The sequence below is a fragment of the Bacillus sp. FSL K6-2861 genome (assembly GCF_038630725.1).
Taxonomy (GTDB): domain Bacteria; phylum Bacillota; class Bacilli; order Bacillales; family Bacillaceae; genus Bacillus; species Bacillus velezensis.
Window position 1 is genome coordinate 2,952,668 of the sequence record NZ_CP152037.1, and the last position, 17,817, is coordinate 2,970,484.

The following is a 17,817-nucleotide window of genomic DNA, read 5'->3' on the forward strand; positions in this document are numbered from 1 at the left end:
TCTCTGTTTATTTTGCATCGTACCAAGACGGCCCTGAAGCATAATCCGCCTTCAGCGGCACGTCTAATGCCAAAGCATGCTCCATCACTTCAGGAACCAGCTTCTCTAATATTTCAATTTCTTCCTTAGGCGCTTCAAAAATCAATTCATCGTGCACCTGAAGCAGCAGTCGTGCCTTCAGGTTTTTTTCTTTCAGCTCAGCTGCCATGTCAATCATGGCTTTTTTAATAATATCGGCGGCGCTTCCCTGAATCGGCGTATTCATGGCCGTCCGTTCCGCAAAGCTCCGCAGGTTGAAGTTGCGGCTTGTCAGCTCAGGAATATAGCGGCGGCGCTGCATAAGTGTCGTGACATATCCTTTTTGCTTCGCTTCCTGCACCGACTCTTCCATATATGCCTTGACGCCCGGGAAGCTCTCCAAATAGCGGTCTATAAAAGCGCCTGCTTCTTTCCGGGTGATGCCGAGGTTTTGTGACAGCCCGTAATCACTGATGCCGTAAACGATGCCGAAATTGACGGCCTTTGCCTGGCGGCGCATCGCTTGTGTCACTTCATCTTCACTGACATGAAATACGTCCATGGCGGTTTTTGTGTGAATGTCCATGTCATTCGTAAACGCTTCGATCAGATTTTCATCTTTTGAAATATGCGCAAGGACCCTTAATTCAATTTGTGAATAATCGGCGGCGAAAATAAGCCAGTCCGGTTCGGAGGGTACAAAAGCCTGGCGGATTTTCCGCCCTTCCTCCAGCCGGATCGGAATATTTTGCAGGTTCGGATCCGTTGAGCTGAGGCGTCCGGTTTGAGTCAATGCCTGATTGAATCGTGTATGCACCTTATGAGAATCCTTGCGCGTGACTTTCAGCAGCCCTTCAATATAAGTCGATTGGAGTTTGCCGATTTGTCTGTATTGCAGAATGTGCGCGACGATATCATGTTTGTCTGCGAGCTTCTCAAGCACATCAGCTGAAGTGGAATAGCCTGTTTTTGTTTTCTTTACTGGCGGCAGGCCGAGCTTTTCAAACAGAATGACGCCGAGCTGTTTTGGTGAATTGATGTTAAACGGCTCACCGGCGATGTCATGGATTTTTTCTTCATATTCTTTCAGCTTTGCCTTGAGCTCTTCGCCCATTCGCTTCAGTCTTTCAACATCCACTTTGACGCCCATTGATTCCATTTCTCCGAGAATTAGCGCAAGCGGGAGTTCGAGATCTTCATATAATTCAAGCTGATTATTTTCTTCCAAAGCGTCGAGCAGTTTGTCACGGAGGCTGTTAACGGCAGACGCTTTCCGCGCGAGATGATCGGCAAGCTCTTTTTCAGCCGGAACGGCGCGCTTTGCGCCTTTTCCGTATACCGCTTCATCTTTTGAAACGATATTCAGCCCGTATTCTTTCGCTACGCTCGCGACATCGTCGTACGAATTGCCCGGGTTTATAATGTAGGCAGCAAGAAGCGCGTCAAATTCCGTTCCCTTCAGCTCAATTCCCTGCCAGCGCAAAGCGACGACGGAACGTTTGCTGTCGAACACCCACTTTTTCATCGATTCATCTTCAGCCCAAGATTTAAAAGCTTCAGACTGAATGGCGATTTCTTTCGGAATATAATAAAGACCTGTTTCATTCACGATGGAAAAGCCGAGGATCGGTTCTTCGTGATAGTTATCACCGATTTGTTCGACGACCAAAGCGGACGGCGAAACGAGCATATCTTCGGTGATTTCTTCTGCCGTTTCGACATTGATGTCTTCAAAATTTTCTTCCGCCGTTTCCCCGCTTTCTTCACCGAGCCGCTCAAGAAGCGTATTAAAACCCAGGTCTTTAAAAATGGCAACAACTTGTTCACGGTCAAACCCTTGGTAACCTAAATCTTCGGGCTTGACTTCAATCGGCGCATTTGTCATAATCGTCGCCAGCTCTTTGCTCATCAGGGCTTGTTCCTTATATTCTTCAAGCTTTTCTTTTAATTTTTTTCCGCTGACTTCATCAATGGAATCAAGCAGTTTCTCAACCGAATGGAACTGCTTTAAAAGCTTAATTGCGGTTTTTTCTCCGACGCCGGGGACGCCCGGTATGTTATCGGATGAATCCCCCATTAATCCCTTCATATCAATGATTTGCAAAGGGGTCAGACCGTACTTTTCTTGCACGTGCTCCGGCGTGTAATCTTCCACGTCAGTAATGCCTTTTCTCGTAATGGCAACGGTCGTTTTCCCGGTTGCAAGCTGGGTTAAGTCCTTGTCCCCCGAAACTACCTTTACTTCGAAGCCTTCTTTTTCAGCAGAAACGGCAAGGGTGCCGATAATATCGTCCGCTTCATATTCAGGAAGCTCGTAGCGGCTGATTTTGTAGGCATCAAGGAGCTCGCGGATGAACGGCATCTGTTCTGAAAGCTCCGGCGGCGTTTTTTGTCTTCCGCCTTTATATTCTTTAAACGTGCTGTGGCGGAAAGTGGTTTTTCCCGCATCAAAAGCCACCAGCATGTGGGTCGGCTTTTCATCTTCCAGCATTTTCATTAAAATCATCGCAAACCCGTATACGGCATTTGTATGGATGCCTTTTTCATTGCTTAAAAGCGGCAATGCAAAAAACGCCCGATACGCCAGACTGTTTCCGTCGACAAGCACTAATTTTTTTCGTTCCGTCATTCAATATCCTCCTAAGAGCAAAAGCTCGTCATTCCTCTATTTTTTAATCTCACAGCTTCTCTTATTTTAACAAAGTTCAATTTGAAAGGAAAATGAGCGAACCCCGTGAAAACGCAAAAAAGGACGGGAACAAGAAAACACGTTCCCGCCGTCAAAATTGGCTCCTTGGATGAAGGGGTTCTGTTACATCCTAACAAGATAGGTTTAACAGGTCATGAAGAAATTGTTAATCCTTTGTAAAGCTGATCACGCTTCCGGCTGCCGCTTCAGCGTCACGGTAAACACAGTCCCCTGTCCCGGCTCGCTTGTGACCTCGATTTTACCTTCATGGGCTTCTATTAAGTGCTTCACGATGGCGAGGCCGAGCCCGGTTCCTCCCGAGTTGCGGCTTCTGTCTTTATCCACGCGGTAGAATCTCTCAAATATCCGCGGGATCTCTTCCTTCTGAATGCCGATTCCCGTATCGGACACTTTGATATCGACAACGGTTTCTTTCACATGTACCGAAATTCCCACCGCCCCTTTTTCAGGCGTGTAGGTCAGGGCATTGTTCGCCAGATTCAAAAACACCTGCTTCAGCCTGTGCGCGTCACCCGTCACAAAAATCGGCTCTTCCGGGAGATCGAGCTGAAAGCTGATGCCTTTTTCCTCAGCCTTATGCCGCAAAAGCGCTTCAATTTCATGCAGAATTTTTGCGGCGTCAAAGGACTCTACGCGCATCGTAAAGTTTTGCTGCTCCATCTTGGATAAATCCAGTAAATCCTGCACGAGAGATTGGAGCCGCTCACTTTCTTTCAGAATGATAGACAGAAAGTCTGAAAGCGCCTTTTCGTCTTTCATCGCTCCGTCTAACAGTGTTTCCGTAAAGCCTTTAATCGAGGTGATCGGTGTTTTCAGTTCATGGGAGACATTGGCGACGAAGTCCTTTCTCATCTGCTCCAATTTTTTAATTTCCGTCATATCGTGAAAGACGAGGACGATGCCCTTCCATTCATCGTCAGGGCCCATGATCGGAACGCCGTCAACTTCAAAGTAGCGCCGCTCAATGTTGATGGGAAGTCTGAGCAGCTGGCATTTTTTCGTCTCCGTCATAAAAATGTCTTCGACAAGCCGAATGATCTCCTCATGTTCAAACGCATCATGGTAAAGACGCCGAAGCAGACGTTCAGGCTTTGTATGAAACTGCTTCGTGTATGACCGGTTCACGAGATTGATAAAACCTCTCCCGTCTATTAAAATCAAACCGGATCCGATATTTTCAATGACGGTTAACAGACGATCGCGCTGCATATCCTGCGTTCTCGTCATTTCCATTAAATCGACCGCCAGGCTGTTCATCGCACGCCCGAGACGGTCCGACCGCCTTGCGTAACCGCTGTAGGAGCGGGCGTCATAATTCCCCTTGGACAGCTCCGTCGCCACCTTTGTCGCGGCGTCGATGGATTTTTTGTAACGGGACGTCATGTTTGTATAAAAGAAAACGATAATGATAAAAGCGGTACAAAGACTTGCTGCCAGCATGCCCCACATTTCTCCGGTAACGCTTGAACCGCCGTTGATCTCAGAGGAAACGAGTACATACCCCGCAATTTTCCCGGCGTCATTTTTTACGGCAGTGCCGCGGATGACTTTGCTTTTCGACTGTACGGCTTCCTCGCTTTTATTGTGAGAAATGAACTCCTTTACGGCTGAATCATCAGCACGACTGCCGGAATGATATACGGCGTCACCCTTCTCGTTGAGCACGGAGACGTTTATACCGAGGGTGCGGCCGGCGTCACGGATTACCGTTTCATTGCTTTTATTGCCGATTCTGCCGGCGTCAAGAAGGCCCGCTATGTATACCGATTCCTTTTTCAGCTGATCCGCCGTTCTTTCTTCAGCGGATGAAGAAATAAGCTGCTGTAAAAAAAGGCCGAGAACACTGAAAACCAATATGATACATACAACGAGTAAAGCGAACAGACGCACACGGACTTTATTCATTCATTTTTGGCTCCTCCAGTTTATACCCCAAACCTCTGATTGTTTTAATATAGATGGGTTTTTTGGTATTTGATTCGATTTTGTCGCGCAGATGGCTGATATGAACGTCAACAATCCGGGTATCCCCGGCAAAATCATAGTTCCAGACCGCGCTCAGCAGAAGATCTCTCGTCAGCACTCTTCCCTTATGTTTTCCCAAATACAGAAGCAGTTCAAATTCTTTAGGCGTCAATTCCAGCTGTTCTGACTTAAAGTAAGCTTCGTAATGCTCCGGAAGAATTTTCAGCTCGCCGATGAGGATCTGCCCGTCCTTTTCCTCTTCTCTGCCTTGTGACAGCGAAGAAATGTCGGCCCTTCTTAAAATGGCTTTCACCCGCGCAGTGACTTCCCGCGGACTGAACGGCTTTGTCATGTAATCATCCGCTCCGAGCTCCAGTCCCAGCACCTTATCAAACTCCTCATCTTTTGCTGTCAGCATCAAGATCGGAACCATCATTTTCTGCTGTCTGAGCTGTTTACAGACGTCGATTCCGTCCACTTTCGGCAGCATGACATCCAGTACGATTAAATCTGGATTTTCGTTCTCTGCCTGCTCCAGAGCCTCTTCGCCGTCTGATGCGGTAATGACATCATAGCCGGACCGTTCCAGATTATACTGTAAAAGAGTAACGATAGATTGTTCATCATCTACAACTAAAATTTTTTTGTTCATGCTGCGCCCTCCGCTGTCTATTTTCCCCGACATCCAATTTTCTCTATTTTATGTGCTGCATATCACTTTATGATTTCATTTTATCCAATACTGCCCGTTCAGACAATTCGCCTTTTTGATCATTTTCAGAGAAAGGATCGCTCAGGGAAAAAGAAAACGCTTTCATTAATTGTAAAAAGAGGAAGGCTTCTGATTCGGAAGCCTTCCCTTTTTTCTTATGACAATACTTTCATCACGTTTTTGACAGATTCAACTGATTTACTCAGCTGCGCTTTTTCATAGTCTGTCAGTTCAAGCTCGATGATTTGCTCTAGGCCGTTTCCTCCGATAATCGTCGGTACGCCTAAGTAAATGCCTTCATGACCGTATTCGCCTTCTAAGTAAGCGATGGTCGGAAGCACGCGGCGCTGATCTTTCAAAATGGCTTCTACCATTTCAGTCAGTGATGCAGCAGGCGCGTAGTAGGCGCTTCCGTTGCCGAGAAGGTTGACGATTTCCCCGCCGCCTTTTCTTGTGCGTTCTACAATCGCATCAAGACGGTCTTTCGGGATAAGCGTTTCAAGCGGAATGCCGCCCGCATAGGAATAACGGACGAGAGGAACCATGTCGTCACCGTGTCCGCCAAGAACAAAACCGGTCACATCTTTTACAGACAGGTTTAATTCTTCAGCGACGAATGTTCTGAATCGTGCAGTGTCAAGCACTCCGGATTGTCCGATGACGCGTTCTTTCGGGAAGCCTGATTCTTTGTACACCGCATATGTCATCGCATCAACAGGGTTTGTCAATACAACGATAATGCAGTCAGGAGAATATTTCACGATCTCACGTGTGACGCTTCTCATGATTTTTTCGTTTGTAGATACGAGATCATCACGGCTCATGCCTGGTTTTCTCGCAATTCCGGCTGTGATGACGACGATATCAGAACCGGCTGTGTCCTCGTAGTTGGACGTGCCTGTGATTTTCGCGTCAAATCCTTGGACCGGACTTGCTTCGAGCATGTCTAGCGCTTTTCCTTTTGTCGGGTTTTCTAATTGCGGAATATCAACGAGCACAACGTCCGCAAGCTCTTTTTGAGCTGTAAGAAAGGCTGTTGTCGCTCCCGTAAATCCTGCTCCGATAACAGAAACTTTACTGCGTGTTTTTCCCATGATTCTCTTCTCCTTTTTTGGCTTCATTAGAAGTCTGCTTTAGGTTCAGTCCATGTTTTTGATTAGCTCTTCACCAAACTCTGAACATTTCACTTCAGTTGCACCGTCCATTAATCTAGCAAAATCGTACGTTACTACTTTTGAAGCAATCGTTTTTTCCATAGATTTAATGATCAAGTCAGCAGCCTCATTCCAGTTCAGGTGTTCAAGAAGAAGCACTCCTGAAAGGATGACGGATGACGGGTTGACTTTGTCAAGGCCGGCATATTTAGGAGCCGTTCCGTGAGTCGCTTCGAAAATCGCATGCCCTGTTTCATAGTTGATGTTCGCTCCCGGCGCGATTCCGATTCCGCCTACCTGAGCGGCAAGCGCATCAGAGATATAGTCTCCGTTTAAGTTCATTGTCGCCACGACGTCGAATTCGCTCGGACGGGTTAAGATCTGCTGAAGGAAAATATCAGCGATGCTGTCTTTGACGATGATTTTTCCTGCCGCTTCCGCGTCGCTCTGCGCTTTATCAGCAGCTTCTTTTCCGTCTTTTTCGACAATGCGGTCATATTCAGCCCAAGTGAATACTTTATCTCCGTATTCTCTTTCGGCAAGCTCGTAACCCCAGTTTTTAAATGCCCCTTCAGTGAACTTCATGATGTTTCCTTTGTGGACAAGCGTGACAGACTTACGGCCGTTTTCGATCGCATACTCAATGGCAGCTCTGACTAAGCGGCTTGTGCCTTCTTCAGAAACAGGTTTGATGCCGATTCCTGACGTTTCAGGGAAACGGATTTTGTTAACACCCATTTCATTTTGCAGGAAGCTGATCAGCTTTTCAACCTCTTCAGAACCTTTCGCATACTCAATTCCGGCATAAATATCTTCCGTATTCTCGCGGAAAATGACCATATCCGTATCTTCAGGTCGTTTGACCGGAGAAGGCACTCCCGTGAAATATCTGACAGGGCGCAGGCACGTAAACAAATCAAGCTCCTGTCTCAGCGCCACGTTCAGAGAACGGATACCGCCGCCGACCGGTGTCGTCAGAGGACCTTTGATGGCGATGAAGTACTCTCTGATGTCTTCCAGCGTTTCGGCAGGAAGCCACTCACCTGTTTTATTATAAGCCTTTTCACCGGCATAAACTTCTTTCCACGTGATTTTTTTCTCGCCTTTATATGCTTTTTCAACAGCGGCTTCCAATACTTTAGAAGCGGCGTTCCAAATATCAGGGCCTGTGCCGTCGCCTTCAATAAACGGGATAATCGGATTATTTGGTACGTTTAATACTCCATTAGAGACTGTAATTTTTTCACCTTGTGACACAATATTACCTCCCAGTATGTAATTCATATTTAGAAAACATTTTATTTTTCTTGTATAGAAAATAAAATGACTTTTCTCAAGATTCTATCAAAATTGTAAACCAATCCGGGCTTGATTAACAAGAGGCTAACGACATGAAAATCACCAGCCTCCCGTTTGATCAGGCTCTTTCATCAATCGGAACAAAAGTCTGCTTATCCGGACCCGTGTAATCAGCGCGCGGGCGGATGAGGCGGTTGTTATCGTACTGTTCAAGAATATGGGCGATCCATCCTGACATTCTGCTGACCGCAAAGATCGGCGTGAACAGATCGTGATCAATGCCGAGACTGTGGTATACAGATGCGGAATAGAAATCAACGTTAGGCGGAAGTTTTTTCTCCGACGTCACGATTTCTTCGACACGGATTGACATCTCGTACCATTTGCTTTCACCCGTCAGATTCGTCAGGCGTTTGCTCATTTCTTTTAAGTGTTTGGCGCGCGGGTCTCCATGCTTATACACACGGTGTCCGAAGCCCATTACTTTTTCCTTTTTCTCCATTTTGCTGCGGATATAAGGCTCGGCGTTTTCCACCTCGCCGATTTCTGTCAGCATTTTCATGACGGCTTCATTGGCTCCGCCGTGAAGCGGCCCTTTTAAAGCGCCGATGGCGGCAGTGATGCCTGAGTAAATATCAGATAAGGTGGCGACACATACTCTCGCCGTAAATGTTGATGCGTTCAGCTCATGATCCGCATGAAGAATGAGCGCTTTGTTAAACGCTTCCACTTCGATCGGAGAAGGCTCTTCACCGTTTAAGGTGTAAAGGAAGTTCTCCGCGATTCCGTACTCTTCCTTCGGTTCAACAGGATCAAGTCCTTTGCGGATTCTTGAGAAAGCGGCGACAATGCCCGGCACTTTCGCCTGCAGACGGATGGCTTTTCTGTAGTTCGCTTCCGGATTCATGGCATCGGCTTCACTGTCAGTCAGACCGAGTAATGAAATCGCCGTCCGGAGCGCAGCCATTGGATGTACGTTATTGAGGGGATAGGATTTGAAGTGCTCAATGATTTCTTGTGGAACGGCAGCTTCTTTCGCAAGCTGTTTTTTCAGTTCAGCAAGTTCCGTTTTATTCGGCAGGCGCAGATGCCACAGCAAATAAATGATTTCTTCAAAACTTGCATTCTCTGTCAAGTCGTCAATATCGTACCCTACATATGTAAGGGTATCGTCGATAATAGAGCTTACAGATGATGTTGTTGCTACAACCCCTTCAAGACCGCGTGTTGCTGTCATATTCAACCTCTCCTTTTCAATCAAAATTCCCCTTTAAAGAGTATATAAAACATACGGCTTACTTAAAATGAGTCATGCAAACACTCCCTTTCCCCTTCAAGAAAATGCTTACATTTCACTGGTTGCGGTTACATAACCGATATGCTTATAGAGGAACATAACAAATTCTTATAAGCTTATTTAAGTTTAAGCCTATTCTTATTATAAACAATAATCTGATTAATTTGTAGACTTTTAACTAAAAATGTTTTAAAAGCCCTATATATCAAGGCTTGGCGTTGATAAATTTAATCGTTTGCTTTCAGGCGCTTTGTAAAACAATGTATTCTCATGTTTTCATTTGGGGGAGTTTTGGAGGAGACTTTAAAAGGACAGGCGCGACAACTTCACCGCAAATTTAACCCCCTTCTTTACCGGAGAAGGGGGTTATTTTGTTTACTCGACTGAATCAATGTTCGGATCAGCTTCAGAAATCCAGGTCTTGGTTTTAGTTGGCTCCCCGCACATGGACTGGAATCGTTTGACTGCATTTGCGCTGTTTTCGGGCTGTAAATATCCTCATCAAACCGTTCATCAATTGAAACTGACTCATTTACTGATATAAGTGAATTTAAATAAATTGCAGAAAAAACCCTCCTCATCTCGAGAAGGGCTCTGACTTATACTTTTTTTCTCTAAATCAGTCCGAAGAAACTAACTGATGCCGCTCAACTTTTCAATCGAAGGGCTTCATCGGGTTCTCCAACTATTTGCCCCTATGCTTTTCTTTTGCTTTTTGTTTTCTGATTAAATATTTTTGTTCCTTTATCTTTTCTCTTTGTTTTCTATTCAGTTGTTTTTTCTTTTCTTTTCTTGCTTCAAGCTCCTGTTTTATCGCTTTTTGTGCCTTAGTTGATATCCCGATATTTTTCATTTCTTTAGAAGCTTGTCGTTGCAATCTTTTTGGGTTTAATTTCTTAGATTTTGCTTTAACACAAACCCCTTCTTGTTCAGTGTGGGAGAGAGTCTGTAAAAGTTGATTATTAACAAAATGCATTATTTCTGAATCCTTTGGCTCTTGTCCAAACAAATGACGAATTGCTCTTAATTTCCCGTCATTCACAACTTCAATGACTCCTACCCAAAACTGACCATCGTAGTAAACCGTTAATTTCATAACGATTCCCTCCTCCTAAATTTACTGAAGAATGATGGACATCCCGAGGAGGGGAAGGTTACTGACATTTTAAATCATGCATCCGGACTACCAACCGAATTGTGTTTTTTCATTCTCATTATAAATTTAACAAACTTTCAAATTGAAGGAAAGGGTCTCCGCTTATTTTAACAACACTTCAAGTTTTGCTTTGGTATCAGGCCCATAAATCCCATCAGCTTTTAATCTACTGCAATCGCTGTTTTCGCTCCATGTGCGCCGTCAATCCCGAAGCTCTTTGTTACATGGTAAGCCGCTTCATTCATCGGAATAATGTAAATGGCATTTGTCTGAACTACAAAATGCGCAAGTGCAAACTCTAATTTTCTCCACAAAAAAAGCAGCTTTACGCCGCTTTTTTACTTTACGAAGTGAATATTTTAACGATTTGCATGGCCAAGTAGGCGATTCCGGCGCCGATTAACGGGCCTACGGCGACGCCTCCGAAAAGCGCGACGGCAAGTATCGTGCCGATGACCAGCGCCGTTGTAATATGAGGGTCGTTTTCCAATAAGGTGAGACCGTTTTTGGCGATTAAGGCAACCGCGATCCCGGCACCGAGAGCGATCCACGCATAATATGATTTCATCGCTTCTCCGAGCTGTTTAAAACCGATATCACCTGTGGCAATCGGCACTAAAACGGCGATTGTAATGACGGTGACCCCCCAGTTGATGCCTTTTGACTGAATAACCGGAAATAGTTTCTGATCAAGACCGACAGCTTTTATCACAATGAGAAAGCCGACGGCAAAAAGCAATGACTGATTTTTGGCTACCAATGCGATGGCCAGCAATAATAGTAAAAATAAATTCGCCTGTGTAAACATCCTGAAAGCACCTTCTTTCATCATATCTGTATTCATATCCTTTTTTTTTGACGAATAAACTAATGTAATAGGACGTGCCGACCGAGAGGAGGATCGATGTGAACCCGCACTATGCAACTGTTTTTTTCCGCGCGCTGTTTGTACTCGCTGCGGCCGGCGGCGCTTTAGCGGCCGGTTACGCCTCATTTCCGTTAACTTATCCGTTTCTGATCGCCCTTATTCTGTCATCAGCGATCATTCCCGTTGTTGACTGGCTGGACAAACTGACGGGGATGCCCCGGTCAGTCAATACAGTCATTGTCCTGGTCTTCTTTTTGCTTATTCTTCTTGGCGCGACGACATTTCTCGTTGCGGAAATCATTTCGGGAACCGCCTATCTGGCCAAAACGCTCCCTCCCCATATCAGCGCCTTTATGACGTATTGCGAAGAGCTGTTCACTTCCCGCATTCAGCCATTGTACCACGAGCTGACCGTCTTATTTAACGGACTGGAAACCAACCAGCAGGCATCCATCGTGACGCATATCCAGACCCTCGGTGATACAGCCGCTAAAAATGCGGGGCTGATGCTTTCACATCTTTTGGAGCTGGTGCCGAAATGGATTGCCTTCCTTCCCAATACAGCTGCCGTCTTCATTTTCGCAATGCTGGCGACTTTTTTTATGACAAAGGACTGGCATAAGCTGAAGGCGCTGCTTTATTCCATTCTTCCGGAACGGGTTTCGGCAAACGCCAAGGCCGTATCGGGAGAGCTGAAAAAAGCGATGGCAGGTTTTATTAAGGCGCAGGCCGTGCTCATACTTTTCACGATGATCATTGTCTTTATCGGACTTTTTCTTTTAGGGATTGAGCATGCGGCAACCATCGCCTTTTTTATCGGCCTGGTGGACCTTCTCCCGTATCTCGGCGCCGGGTCGGTCTTTGTTCCCTGGATTATGTATTTGGCCATTGCCGGTCAGCTTCCTCAAGCGATCGGTCTCGGTATTTTATATATTGTGGTTCTTATCCAGCGCCAGCTGACGGAGCCGAAAATTTTAAGCAAGTCAATCGGACTTGATCCGCTTGCGACCTTAATCGCTCTGTTTGCCGGCTTTAAATTGTTCGGAATTTTAGGACTGGCTGCGGGGCCCGCGCTGCTCGTTTTCATTCAGGCCTTTATCACAACGGGCGCTTTAAAAGAAATATGGGCCTATATTACTGTTCAGTCCAAATAAAAACAGCAGCCCTGTAAGAAGGCTGCCGTTTTTATTTGATAATGATCCGCTTGTTTTTTGACATTCCTCTCAGCCATTTGAACAAAAGCGGCTTCATGCGGTTCCGAGTGAACGGAATCAGAAGACAGGCCCCTGCAATATCGGACAGAAAACCCGGAAGCATCAAAAGCAGGCCTCCGAAAAAGACGCATATTCCGTCAAGAAGCGCTTCCCCCGGCATTTTGCCGTGCTGCAGGCCGCGCATCACCCGATGATACACATCGGTTCCCTGTCTTTTTGCCACCAAGGCGCCTAACACGCCTGTCAAAATGATGAGAAGGAAGGTCGGAAAAATACCGAGCCATTTTCCCGCCAGCAGAAACAAACCGATTTCAATTGCCGGACACACGATAAACAGTAAGAATAACACTCTCATTTTTCTGCCCTCCTGCCCTTCTAAAAGCGCGTCACCGCCCGCATGGGAATAGGAAAATCAGCCTAAAGACAAAAGAGAAGGGAGAACCCCCCTCTCTTTTTTAAAGCTGTTTAAAGAACGCTTGCGCGGCCTTCATACACAGCGCCGCGGGCAGCGTCAACTGTGATAACCTGTCCTTCTGTTAAAACTGAAGTTGCGTTCTCCAGACCGACGATAACCGGAATGCCCAAGCTTAAACCGACAACGGCTGCATGGCTTGTCAGACCGCCTTCTTCAGTGATGAGCGCTGATGCTTTTTCAAGTGAAGCGATCATGTCGCGGTCAGTGCTTGAAGCAACCAATACTGCGCCGTCTGTCATTTTTTGTTCAGCTTCTTTCGCATTTTTTGCAACAACGACCGGACCGAAAGCAGATTTGCGTCCGATGCCTTGCCCTTTTGCGATAATGCTGCCGACAGTGTGGACTTTCATCAGATTCGTCGTGCCTGATTCACCGACAGAACCTGCTGTAATGACAATCAGATCACCGCGTTTCACGATGCCGCTGTCAAGTGATTTTTGAACCGCGTCTTCAAGCATTTCATCGGTTGAATTCGCGTTTTGGCCGCTTGCCGGAAATACGCCGAATACAAGGCCGAGTTTGCGTGATACAGACTCATTAACCGTAACGGCTACAATCGGAGCCTGCGGACGGTATTTCGCGATCATACGCGCCGTATGGCCGCTTTCTGTAGGGGTAACGATAGCTGCCGCACTCAGATTGATTGCCGTGTGCGCAACTGATTGGCCGATCGCATCGGTAATCGTCATGCCGACCTGATCTCTGCGTTTAGACAGAATTTCTTTGTAGTTCAGAGATTCTTCCGTGCGTGTGGCGATGTTAAACATTGTTTGAACCGCCTCGACAGGATATTGTCCTGCAGCCGTCTCACCGGAAAGCATGATAGCATCTGTGCCGTCGAAAATGGCGTTGGCAACGTCACTTGCTTCAGCGCGTGTCGGGCGAGGGTTGCGCTGCATGCTGTCAAGCATTTGAGTCGCAGTAATAACCGGTTTGCCGAGCGCGTTGCATTTTTTGATCATTTCTTTTTGCACGAGCGGCACTTCTTCGGCCGGAATCTCTACGCCGAGGTCTCCGCGCGCTACCATTAAGCCGTCAGATACTTCCAGGATCGCATCCAGGTTGTCCACGCCTTCCTGGTTCTCGATCTTAGGAATGATTTGAATGTCAGACGCGTTATGCTCTTCAAGCAGTTCGCGGATTTCCAGGACATCCGTAGAACGGCGTACAAATGACGCAGCGATGAAATCAACGCCTTGCTCGATACCGAATACGATGTCTTTGGCGTCTTTTTCAGTAATTCCGGGAAGGTTGACGCTGACGCCGGGAACGTTTACGCCTTTTTTATTTTTCAGCGTGCCGCTGTTTAAGATTTTTGTTTTGATTTCGTGTTTTTCCGGATTTGATTCTAGCACTTCCAATCCGATTAAACCGTCATCCAACAGGATGATAGACCCTGCTGACACGTCGTCTGCCAGGCCTTCATAAGAAACTGAGAATTTTTCAAGCGTTCCCAGCACCTGTTTCGTAGAAACGATAATTTCATTTCCCGCCTGAAGCTCAAGCGCGCCGTTTTCCATATCGTGCGTGCGGATTTCCGGACCTTTCGTATCGAGGAGAATCCCCACGTTTTTGCCGAGCTTTTTGCTTGCTTCTCTGATGTTTTTGATTCTTGCGCCGTGCTCTTCGAAATCACCGTGTGAAAAATTCAGACGAGCAACGTTCATACCCGCTTCCATCAATTTTGTCAGCATTTCTACACTTTCACTGGCCGGACCGATTGTACAAACGATTTTTGTTTTTTTCAACTCGTTCACTTCCTTCTGAAATCTTCAGCTTCTTCCGCCTTAAATAGACAGTTCTTTTGAAAGCTGATACATGTTTGGTTCAACAGTATGTTTTGATTCTAAAATTTCTATAATATCATGGTCTACAAGCTTGTTGTTTTGTATACCTACGCAGCGTCCGCCTTTTCCTTTAAGCAGAAGCTCAACCGCGTAAGCGCCGAGGCGGCTTGCAAGAACCCGGTCAGAAGCGCTTGGAGATCCGCCGCGCTGGATGTGCCCTAAAACGGATACCCGTGTTTCAAGGTTCGTTTCTTCTTCGATGCGTTTTCCGAATTCAACTCCGCTGCCTACCCCTTCTGCAACGATGATGATACTGTGTTTTTTGCCGCGGTCGTGCCCTCTCTTCAAACGGCCGATAATTTCCTGCATATCGTAGTCCGCTTCAGGAATTAAAATTGATTCCGCTCCGCCTGCAAGACCTGCCCATAAAGCAATGTCGCCCGCATGGCGCCCCATCACTTCAATAACGTATGTACGCTCATGAGACGTAGCGGTGTCACGGATTTTATCAATAGCATCAATTACGGTATTTAGCGCCGTATCAAATCCGATCGTAAAATCAGTTCCCGGGATGTCATTATCTATCGTACCCGGTACACCCACACACGGAAACCCGTGTTCCGTTAATTTTTTCGCACCCATGTATGAACCGTCTCCGCCGATGACGACAAGACCTTCAATGCCGAGTTTCTTTAAATTTTCGATTCCTTTTTCACGGCCTTCAACTGTTTTGAATTCAGGACATCTGGCCGTGTACAGCTTTGTTCCGCCGCGGTGGATGATGTCACCGACCGAACCAAGCTCCAGTTTCTCTATTTTACCGCTGATTAATCCTGAATAACCGTTATAAATTCCGTACACTTCGACGTCGTGGTAGATAGCTTTCCGCACAACCGCGCGCACCGCAGCGTTCATACCCGGGGAATCCCCGCCGCTCGTTAAAACTCCTATACGCTTCATTTCCTATTCACCTCAGCAACATATATATGTTAAACATATCATGATCATTGCCCTAAAACAATGAAAAGGGACGCCTGAGCTCCCATGAAACCTTACCTATTATACAATTAAATAAATTGTTTTTAAATAAAATTTAAGGAATATCACAAAAATCACAAAAAATAAACGTGAGCCATAGGCTTCACGTCTATTCAGTTTACCCCGATATATTGATCCTCAACCGAAACTTTCCCGATTGCTTTATATTTTTCATATCGCTGTGAGATCAATTCTTCGGCGTTCAATTGAAGAAGAGATTTTAACGTTTCTTTAAGTATACCGTCAATGTAGCCCGCCTGCTGCTTGATATCATGATGAGCTCCGCCCTTCACTTCTTTAATCATATCATCAATAATTCCTAATTCTAATAAATCGGGCGCAGTAATCTTCATGGTTTCAGCCGCTTTTTTCGCAAGGCTGGAGTCTTTCCACAAAATGGATGCGGCTCCTTCAGGAGAAATAACGGAATACGTCGAGTTCTCAAGCATCAGCATGCGGTTGCCCACACCTAACGCAAGCGCGCCTCCGCTGCCGCCTTCCCCGATGACGATACAAACGACAGGCACTTTCAGGCCGGCCATCTCGAACAGGTTCTTGGCGATGGCTTCACTTTGTCCCCGTTCCTCCGCCGCTTTACCCGGGTACGCTCCCTTCGTGTCGATGAAGCAGATAATCGGGCGGTTGAACTTATCCGCCTGCTTCATGAGACGAAGCGCTTTGCGGTAGCCCTCAGGGTGAGGCATCCCGAAATTGCGGACAAGGTTTTCTTTCGTGTCTTTTCCGCGCTGATGTCCGATAACGGTGACCGGCATGCCGTGATATTTGGCGACTCCGCCGACAATCGCCGCATCATCTCCGTATGTTCTGTCTCCGTGGCACTCAAAAAAGTCGGTAAACAGGTATTGAATGTAATCAAGCGTCGTCGGCCGGTCGGGAAGGCGTGCGATCTGCACTCTGTCCCACGGCTTCAGGTTTTTATAAATCTCATCCTGAAGCTTGCTGAGCCGGTCTTCAAGCCTTGCGATTTCAGCGCTTAAATCCATCTCCGAATCTTGGGTGAATTTTTTCAGTTCGGCGATTTTCGTCTGCAGTTCAATCACTGGTTTTTCAAATTCTAATCTTGCAGCCACTCATGCTCACCTCCTGTTTGGTGCATGTCCAGCAGAAATGCGAGTTTGTCTTTCATGTCGTTTCGGTGAATCACCGCATCAAGCTGGCCGTGCTTTAATAAAAATTCCGCCGTCTGGAAATCTTCCGGCAGTTTTTCCCCGATCGTCTGTTCAATAATACGTCTTCCGGCAAATCCGATCAAGGCGCCCGGTTCAGCGAAATTATAATCACCGAGAGACGCGAAACTGGCCGATACGCCGCCTGTCGTCGGATGGGTCATGACAGAAATAATCAGTCCCTGCTCCTCACTGAACAGTTTTAATGCAGAGCTTGTCTTTGCCATTTGCATAAGACTTAAGACCCCCTCCTGCATACGTGCGCCGCCGGAAGCGGTAAAGATGATAAACGGGACTTTTTCCTCTTTTGCTTTTTCAATTGCAAGCGTGATTTTTTCGCCGACAACCGAACCCATGCTGCCCATTCGGAATGTTGAATCCATGATCGCGATCACGGCCGGGAATCCGCTGATGGTTCCTTTTCCGGTAACCACCGCTTCATTCAGCGATGTTTTCTCACGGTCTTTTTCGATTTTTTCTAAGTATTCCGGGAAACCGAGCGGGTTTTCAGATATCATTCCCTGGTTGAATTCTTCGAATGAATCTTCATCCAGGAGGCTTTCAATGCGCTGCTTTGCATTCATCGGGAAATGGTGCCCGCAGTTCATGCAGACGCGCAGGTTTTTATCTAACTCTTTTGTGAGCATGATTTTTTTACATTTGGGGCACTTTGTCATAATGCCTTCCGGAACATCATGTTTTGCCTGCTCAGACGGCACGGAAGCATATTTTTTCTTTTTTGTGAATATATCCTTTAACAAATGATTACCTCCCTTTTGTGAAGGGTTCTCTTCACTGCATGTCTTCCGATTAGATAGACTTAATAATAACTTTACCGAAACTATTGTACTTTTTTTGTCAAACGGTGTCATCCTCCATTCGACATTTTTTGCTGCAAAACAGACGGAAACGGACGGATTTCATACCGTAAAAAGCG

At 46.4% G+C, this 17,817-nt stretch carries 14 protein-coding genes and 1 pseudogene; 1 reads left to right on the forward strand and 14 read right to left on the reverse strand.

The features are described 5' to 3' along the window. Positions 1-7: 7 nt before the first annotated feature. The 9 genes and pseudogenes from polA to NYE62_RS14605 form a co-directional block, all read right to left on the reverse strand. Positions 8-2,647 (reverse strand): DNA polymerase I, encoded by a 2,640-nt coding sequence (polA, locus tag NYE62_RS14565; RefSeq protein ID WP_342497019.1) that lies wholly within the window; start codon positions 2,645-2,647, stop codon positions 8-10. A gap of 246 nt (positions 2,648-2,893) precedes the next feature. Beyond that, positions 2,894-4,633, reverse strand: a complete 1,740-nt coding sequence (locus tag NYE62_RS14570) for an ATP-binding protein (RefSeq protein WP_199022089.1) — start codon at positions 4,631-4,633, stop codon at positions 2,894-2,896. Further along, positions 4,626-5,345 carry a response regulator transcription factor gene (locus tag NYE62_RS14575; protein WP_014418615.1) on the reverse strand — a complete coding sequence of 240 codons (720 nt, stop codon included), beginning with the start codon at positions 5,343-5,345 and terminating at the stop codon, positions 4,626-4,628. Before NYE62_RS14575 ends, NYE62_RS14570 begins: the two co-directional genes overlap by 8 nt. Before the next feature lie 215 nt (positions 5,346-5,560). Beyond that, positions 5,561-6,499, reverse strand: coding sequence for a malate dehydrogenase (gene mdh, locus NYE62_RS14580; protein WP_003152455.1), 939 nt, complete (start codon positions 6,497-6,499; stop codon positions 5,561-5,563). Positions 6,500-6,544: 45 nt separating this feature from the next. Next, entirely contained in the window at positions 6,545-7,816 is a 1,272-nt protein-coding gene (gene icd / locus NYE62_RS14585; RefSeq protein ID WP_007408075.1) for an NADP-dependent isocitrate dehydrogenase, read from the reverse strand. A 160-nt stretch (positions 7,817-7,976) separates the two neighbouring features. After that, on the reverse strand, positions 7,977-9,095 hold the full coding sequence (gene citZ / locus NYE62_RS14590) for a citrate synthase (RefSeq protein ID WP_039063400.1): 1,119 nt from the start codon (positions 9,093-9,095) through the stop codon (positions 7,977-7,979). Between the two features lie 745 nt (positions 9,096-9,840). Beyond that, positions 9,841-10,251 (reverse strand): YjdF family protein, encoded by a 411-nt coding sequence (locus NYE62_RS14595; protein WP_015240369.1) that lies wholly within the window; start codon positions 10,249-10,251, stop codon positions 9,841-9,843. A 162-nt stretch (positions 10,252-10,413) separates the two neighbouring features. After that, positions 10,414-10,529: pseudogene (locus NYE62_RS14600) on the reverse strand (N-acetylmuramoyl-L-alanine amidase); the annotation flags it as partial. A 125-nt stretch (positions 10,530-10,654) separates the two neighbouring features. Continuing rightward, entirely contained in the window at positions 10,655-11,119 is a 465-nt protein-coding gene (locus NYE62_RS14605) for a DUF441 domain-containing protein (RefSeq protein ID WP_003152447.1), read from the reverse strand. A gap of 98 nt (positions 11,120-11,217) precedes the next feature. Here NYE62_RS14605 and ytvI point away from each other — a divergent pair, with 98 nt between their 5' ends. After that, a complete protein-coding gene (ytvI, locus tag NYE62_RS14610) occupies positions 11,218-12,333 on the forward strand; it encodes a sporulation integral membrane protein YtvI (RefSeq protein WP_342497020.1) in 1,116 nt (371 codons plus the stop codon). A gap of 31 nt (positions 12,334-12,364) precedes the next feature. Here the strand turns inward: ytvI and NYE62_RS14615 are convergent, their stop codons facing one another. The 5 genes from NYE62_RS14615 to accD form a co-directional block, all read right to left on the reverse strand. Further along, positions 12,365-12,748: an FxsA family protein gene (locus NYE62_RS14615; protein WP_342497021.1), complete on the reverse strand. Its 384-nt coding sequence runs from the start codon at positions 12,746-12,748 to the stop codon at positions 12,365-12,367. A 110-nt stretch (positions 12,749-12,858) separates the two neighbouring features. After that, entirely contained in the window at positions 12,859-14,616 is a 1,758-nt protein-coding gene (gene pyk / locus NYE62_RS14620; protein ID WP_031379141.1) for a pyruvate kinase, read from the reverse strand. A 39-nt stretch (positions 14,617-14,655) separates the two neighbouring features. Beyond that, on the reverse strand, positions 14,656-15,615 hold the full coding sequence (pfkA, locus tag NYE62_RS14625) for a 6-phosphofructokinase (protein ID WP_007408068.1): 960 nt from the start codon (positions 15,613-15,615) through the stop codon (positions 14,656-14,658). Between the two features lie 191 nt (positions 15,616-15,806). After that, entirely contained in the window at positions 15,807-16,784 is a 978-nt protein-coding gene (accA, locus tag NYE62_RS14630) for an acetyl-CoA carboxylase carboxyl transferase subunit alpha (protein ID WP_020956193.1), read from the reverse strand. Then, positions 16,769-17,641 carry an acetyl-CoA carboxylase, carboxyltransferase subunit beta gene (accD, locus tag NYE62_RS14635; protein WP_003152441.1) on the reverse strand — a complete coding sequence of 291 codons (873 nt, stop codon included), beginning with the start codon at positions 17,639-17,641 and terminating at the stop codon, positions 16,769-16,771. Before accD ends, accA begins: the two co-directional genes overlap by 16 nt. Positions 17,642-17,817 lie beyond the last annotated feature (176 nt).

Bases quoted from the DNA above. Each gene is read 5' to 3' on its own strand.
- polA (WP_342497019.1), bottom strand. From the start codon at position 2,647: ATGACGGAACGAAAAAAATTAGTGCTTGTCGACGGAAACAGTCTGGCG.
- NYE62_RS14570 (WP_199022089.1), bottom strand. From the start codon at position 4,633: ATGAATAAAGTCCGTGTGCGTCTGTTCGCTTTACTCGTTGTATGTATC.
- NYE62_RS14575 (WP_014418615.1), bottom strand. From the start codon at position 5,345: ATGAACAAAAAAATTTTAGTTGTAGATGATGAACAATCTATCGTTACT.
- mdh (WP_003152455.1), bottom strand. From the start codon at position 6,499: ATGGGAAAAACACGCAGTAAAGTTTCTGTTATCGGAGCAGGATTTACG.
- citZ (WP_039063400.1), bottom strand. From the start codon at position 9,095: ATGACAGCAACACGCGGTCTTGAAGGGGTTGTAGCAACAACATCATCT.
- NYE62_RS14595 (WP_015240369.1), bottom strand. From the start codon at position 10,251: ATGAAATTAACGGTTTACTACGATGGTCAGTTTTGGGTAGGAGTCATT.
- NYE62_RS14605 (WP_003152447.1), bottom strand. From the start codon at position 11,119: ATGTTTACACAGGCGAATTTATTTTTACTATTATTGCTGGCCATCGCA.
- NYE62_RS14615 (WP_342497021.1), bottom strand. From the start codon at position 12,748: ATGAGAGTGTTATTCTTACTGTTTATCGTGTGTCCGGCAATTGAAATC.
- pfkA (WP_007408068.1), bottom strand. From the start codon at position 15,615: ATGAAGCGTATAGGAGTTTTAACGAGCGGCGGGGATTCCCCGGGTATG.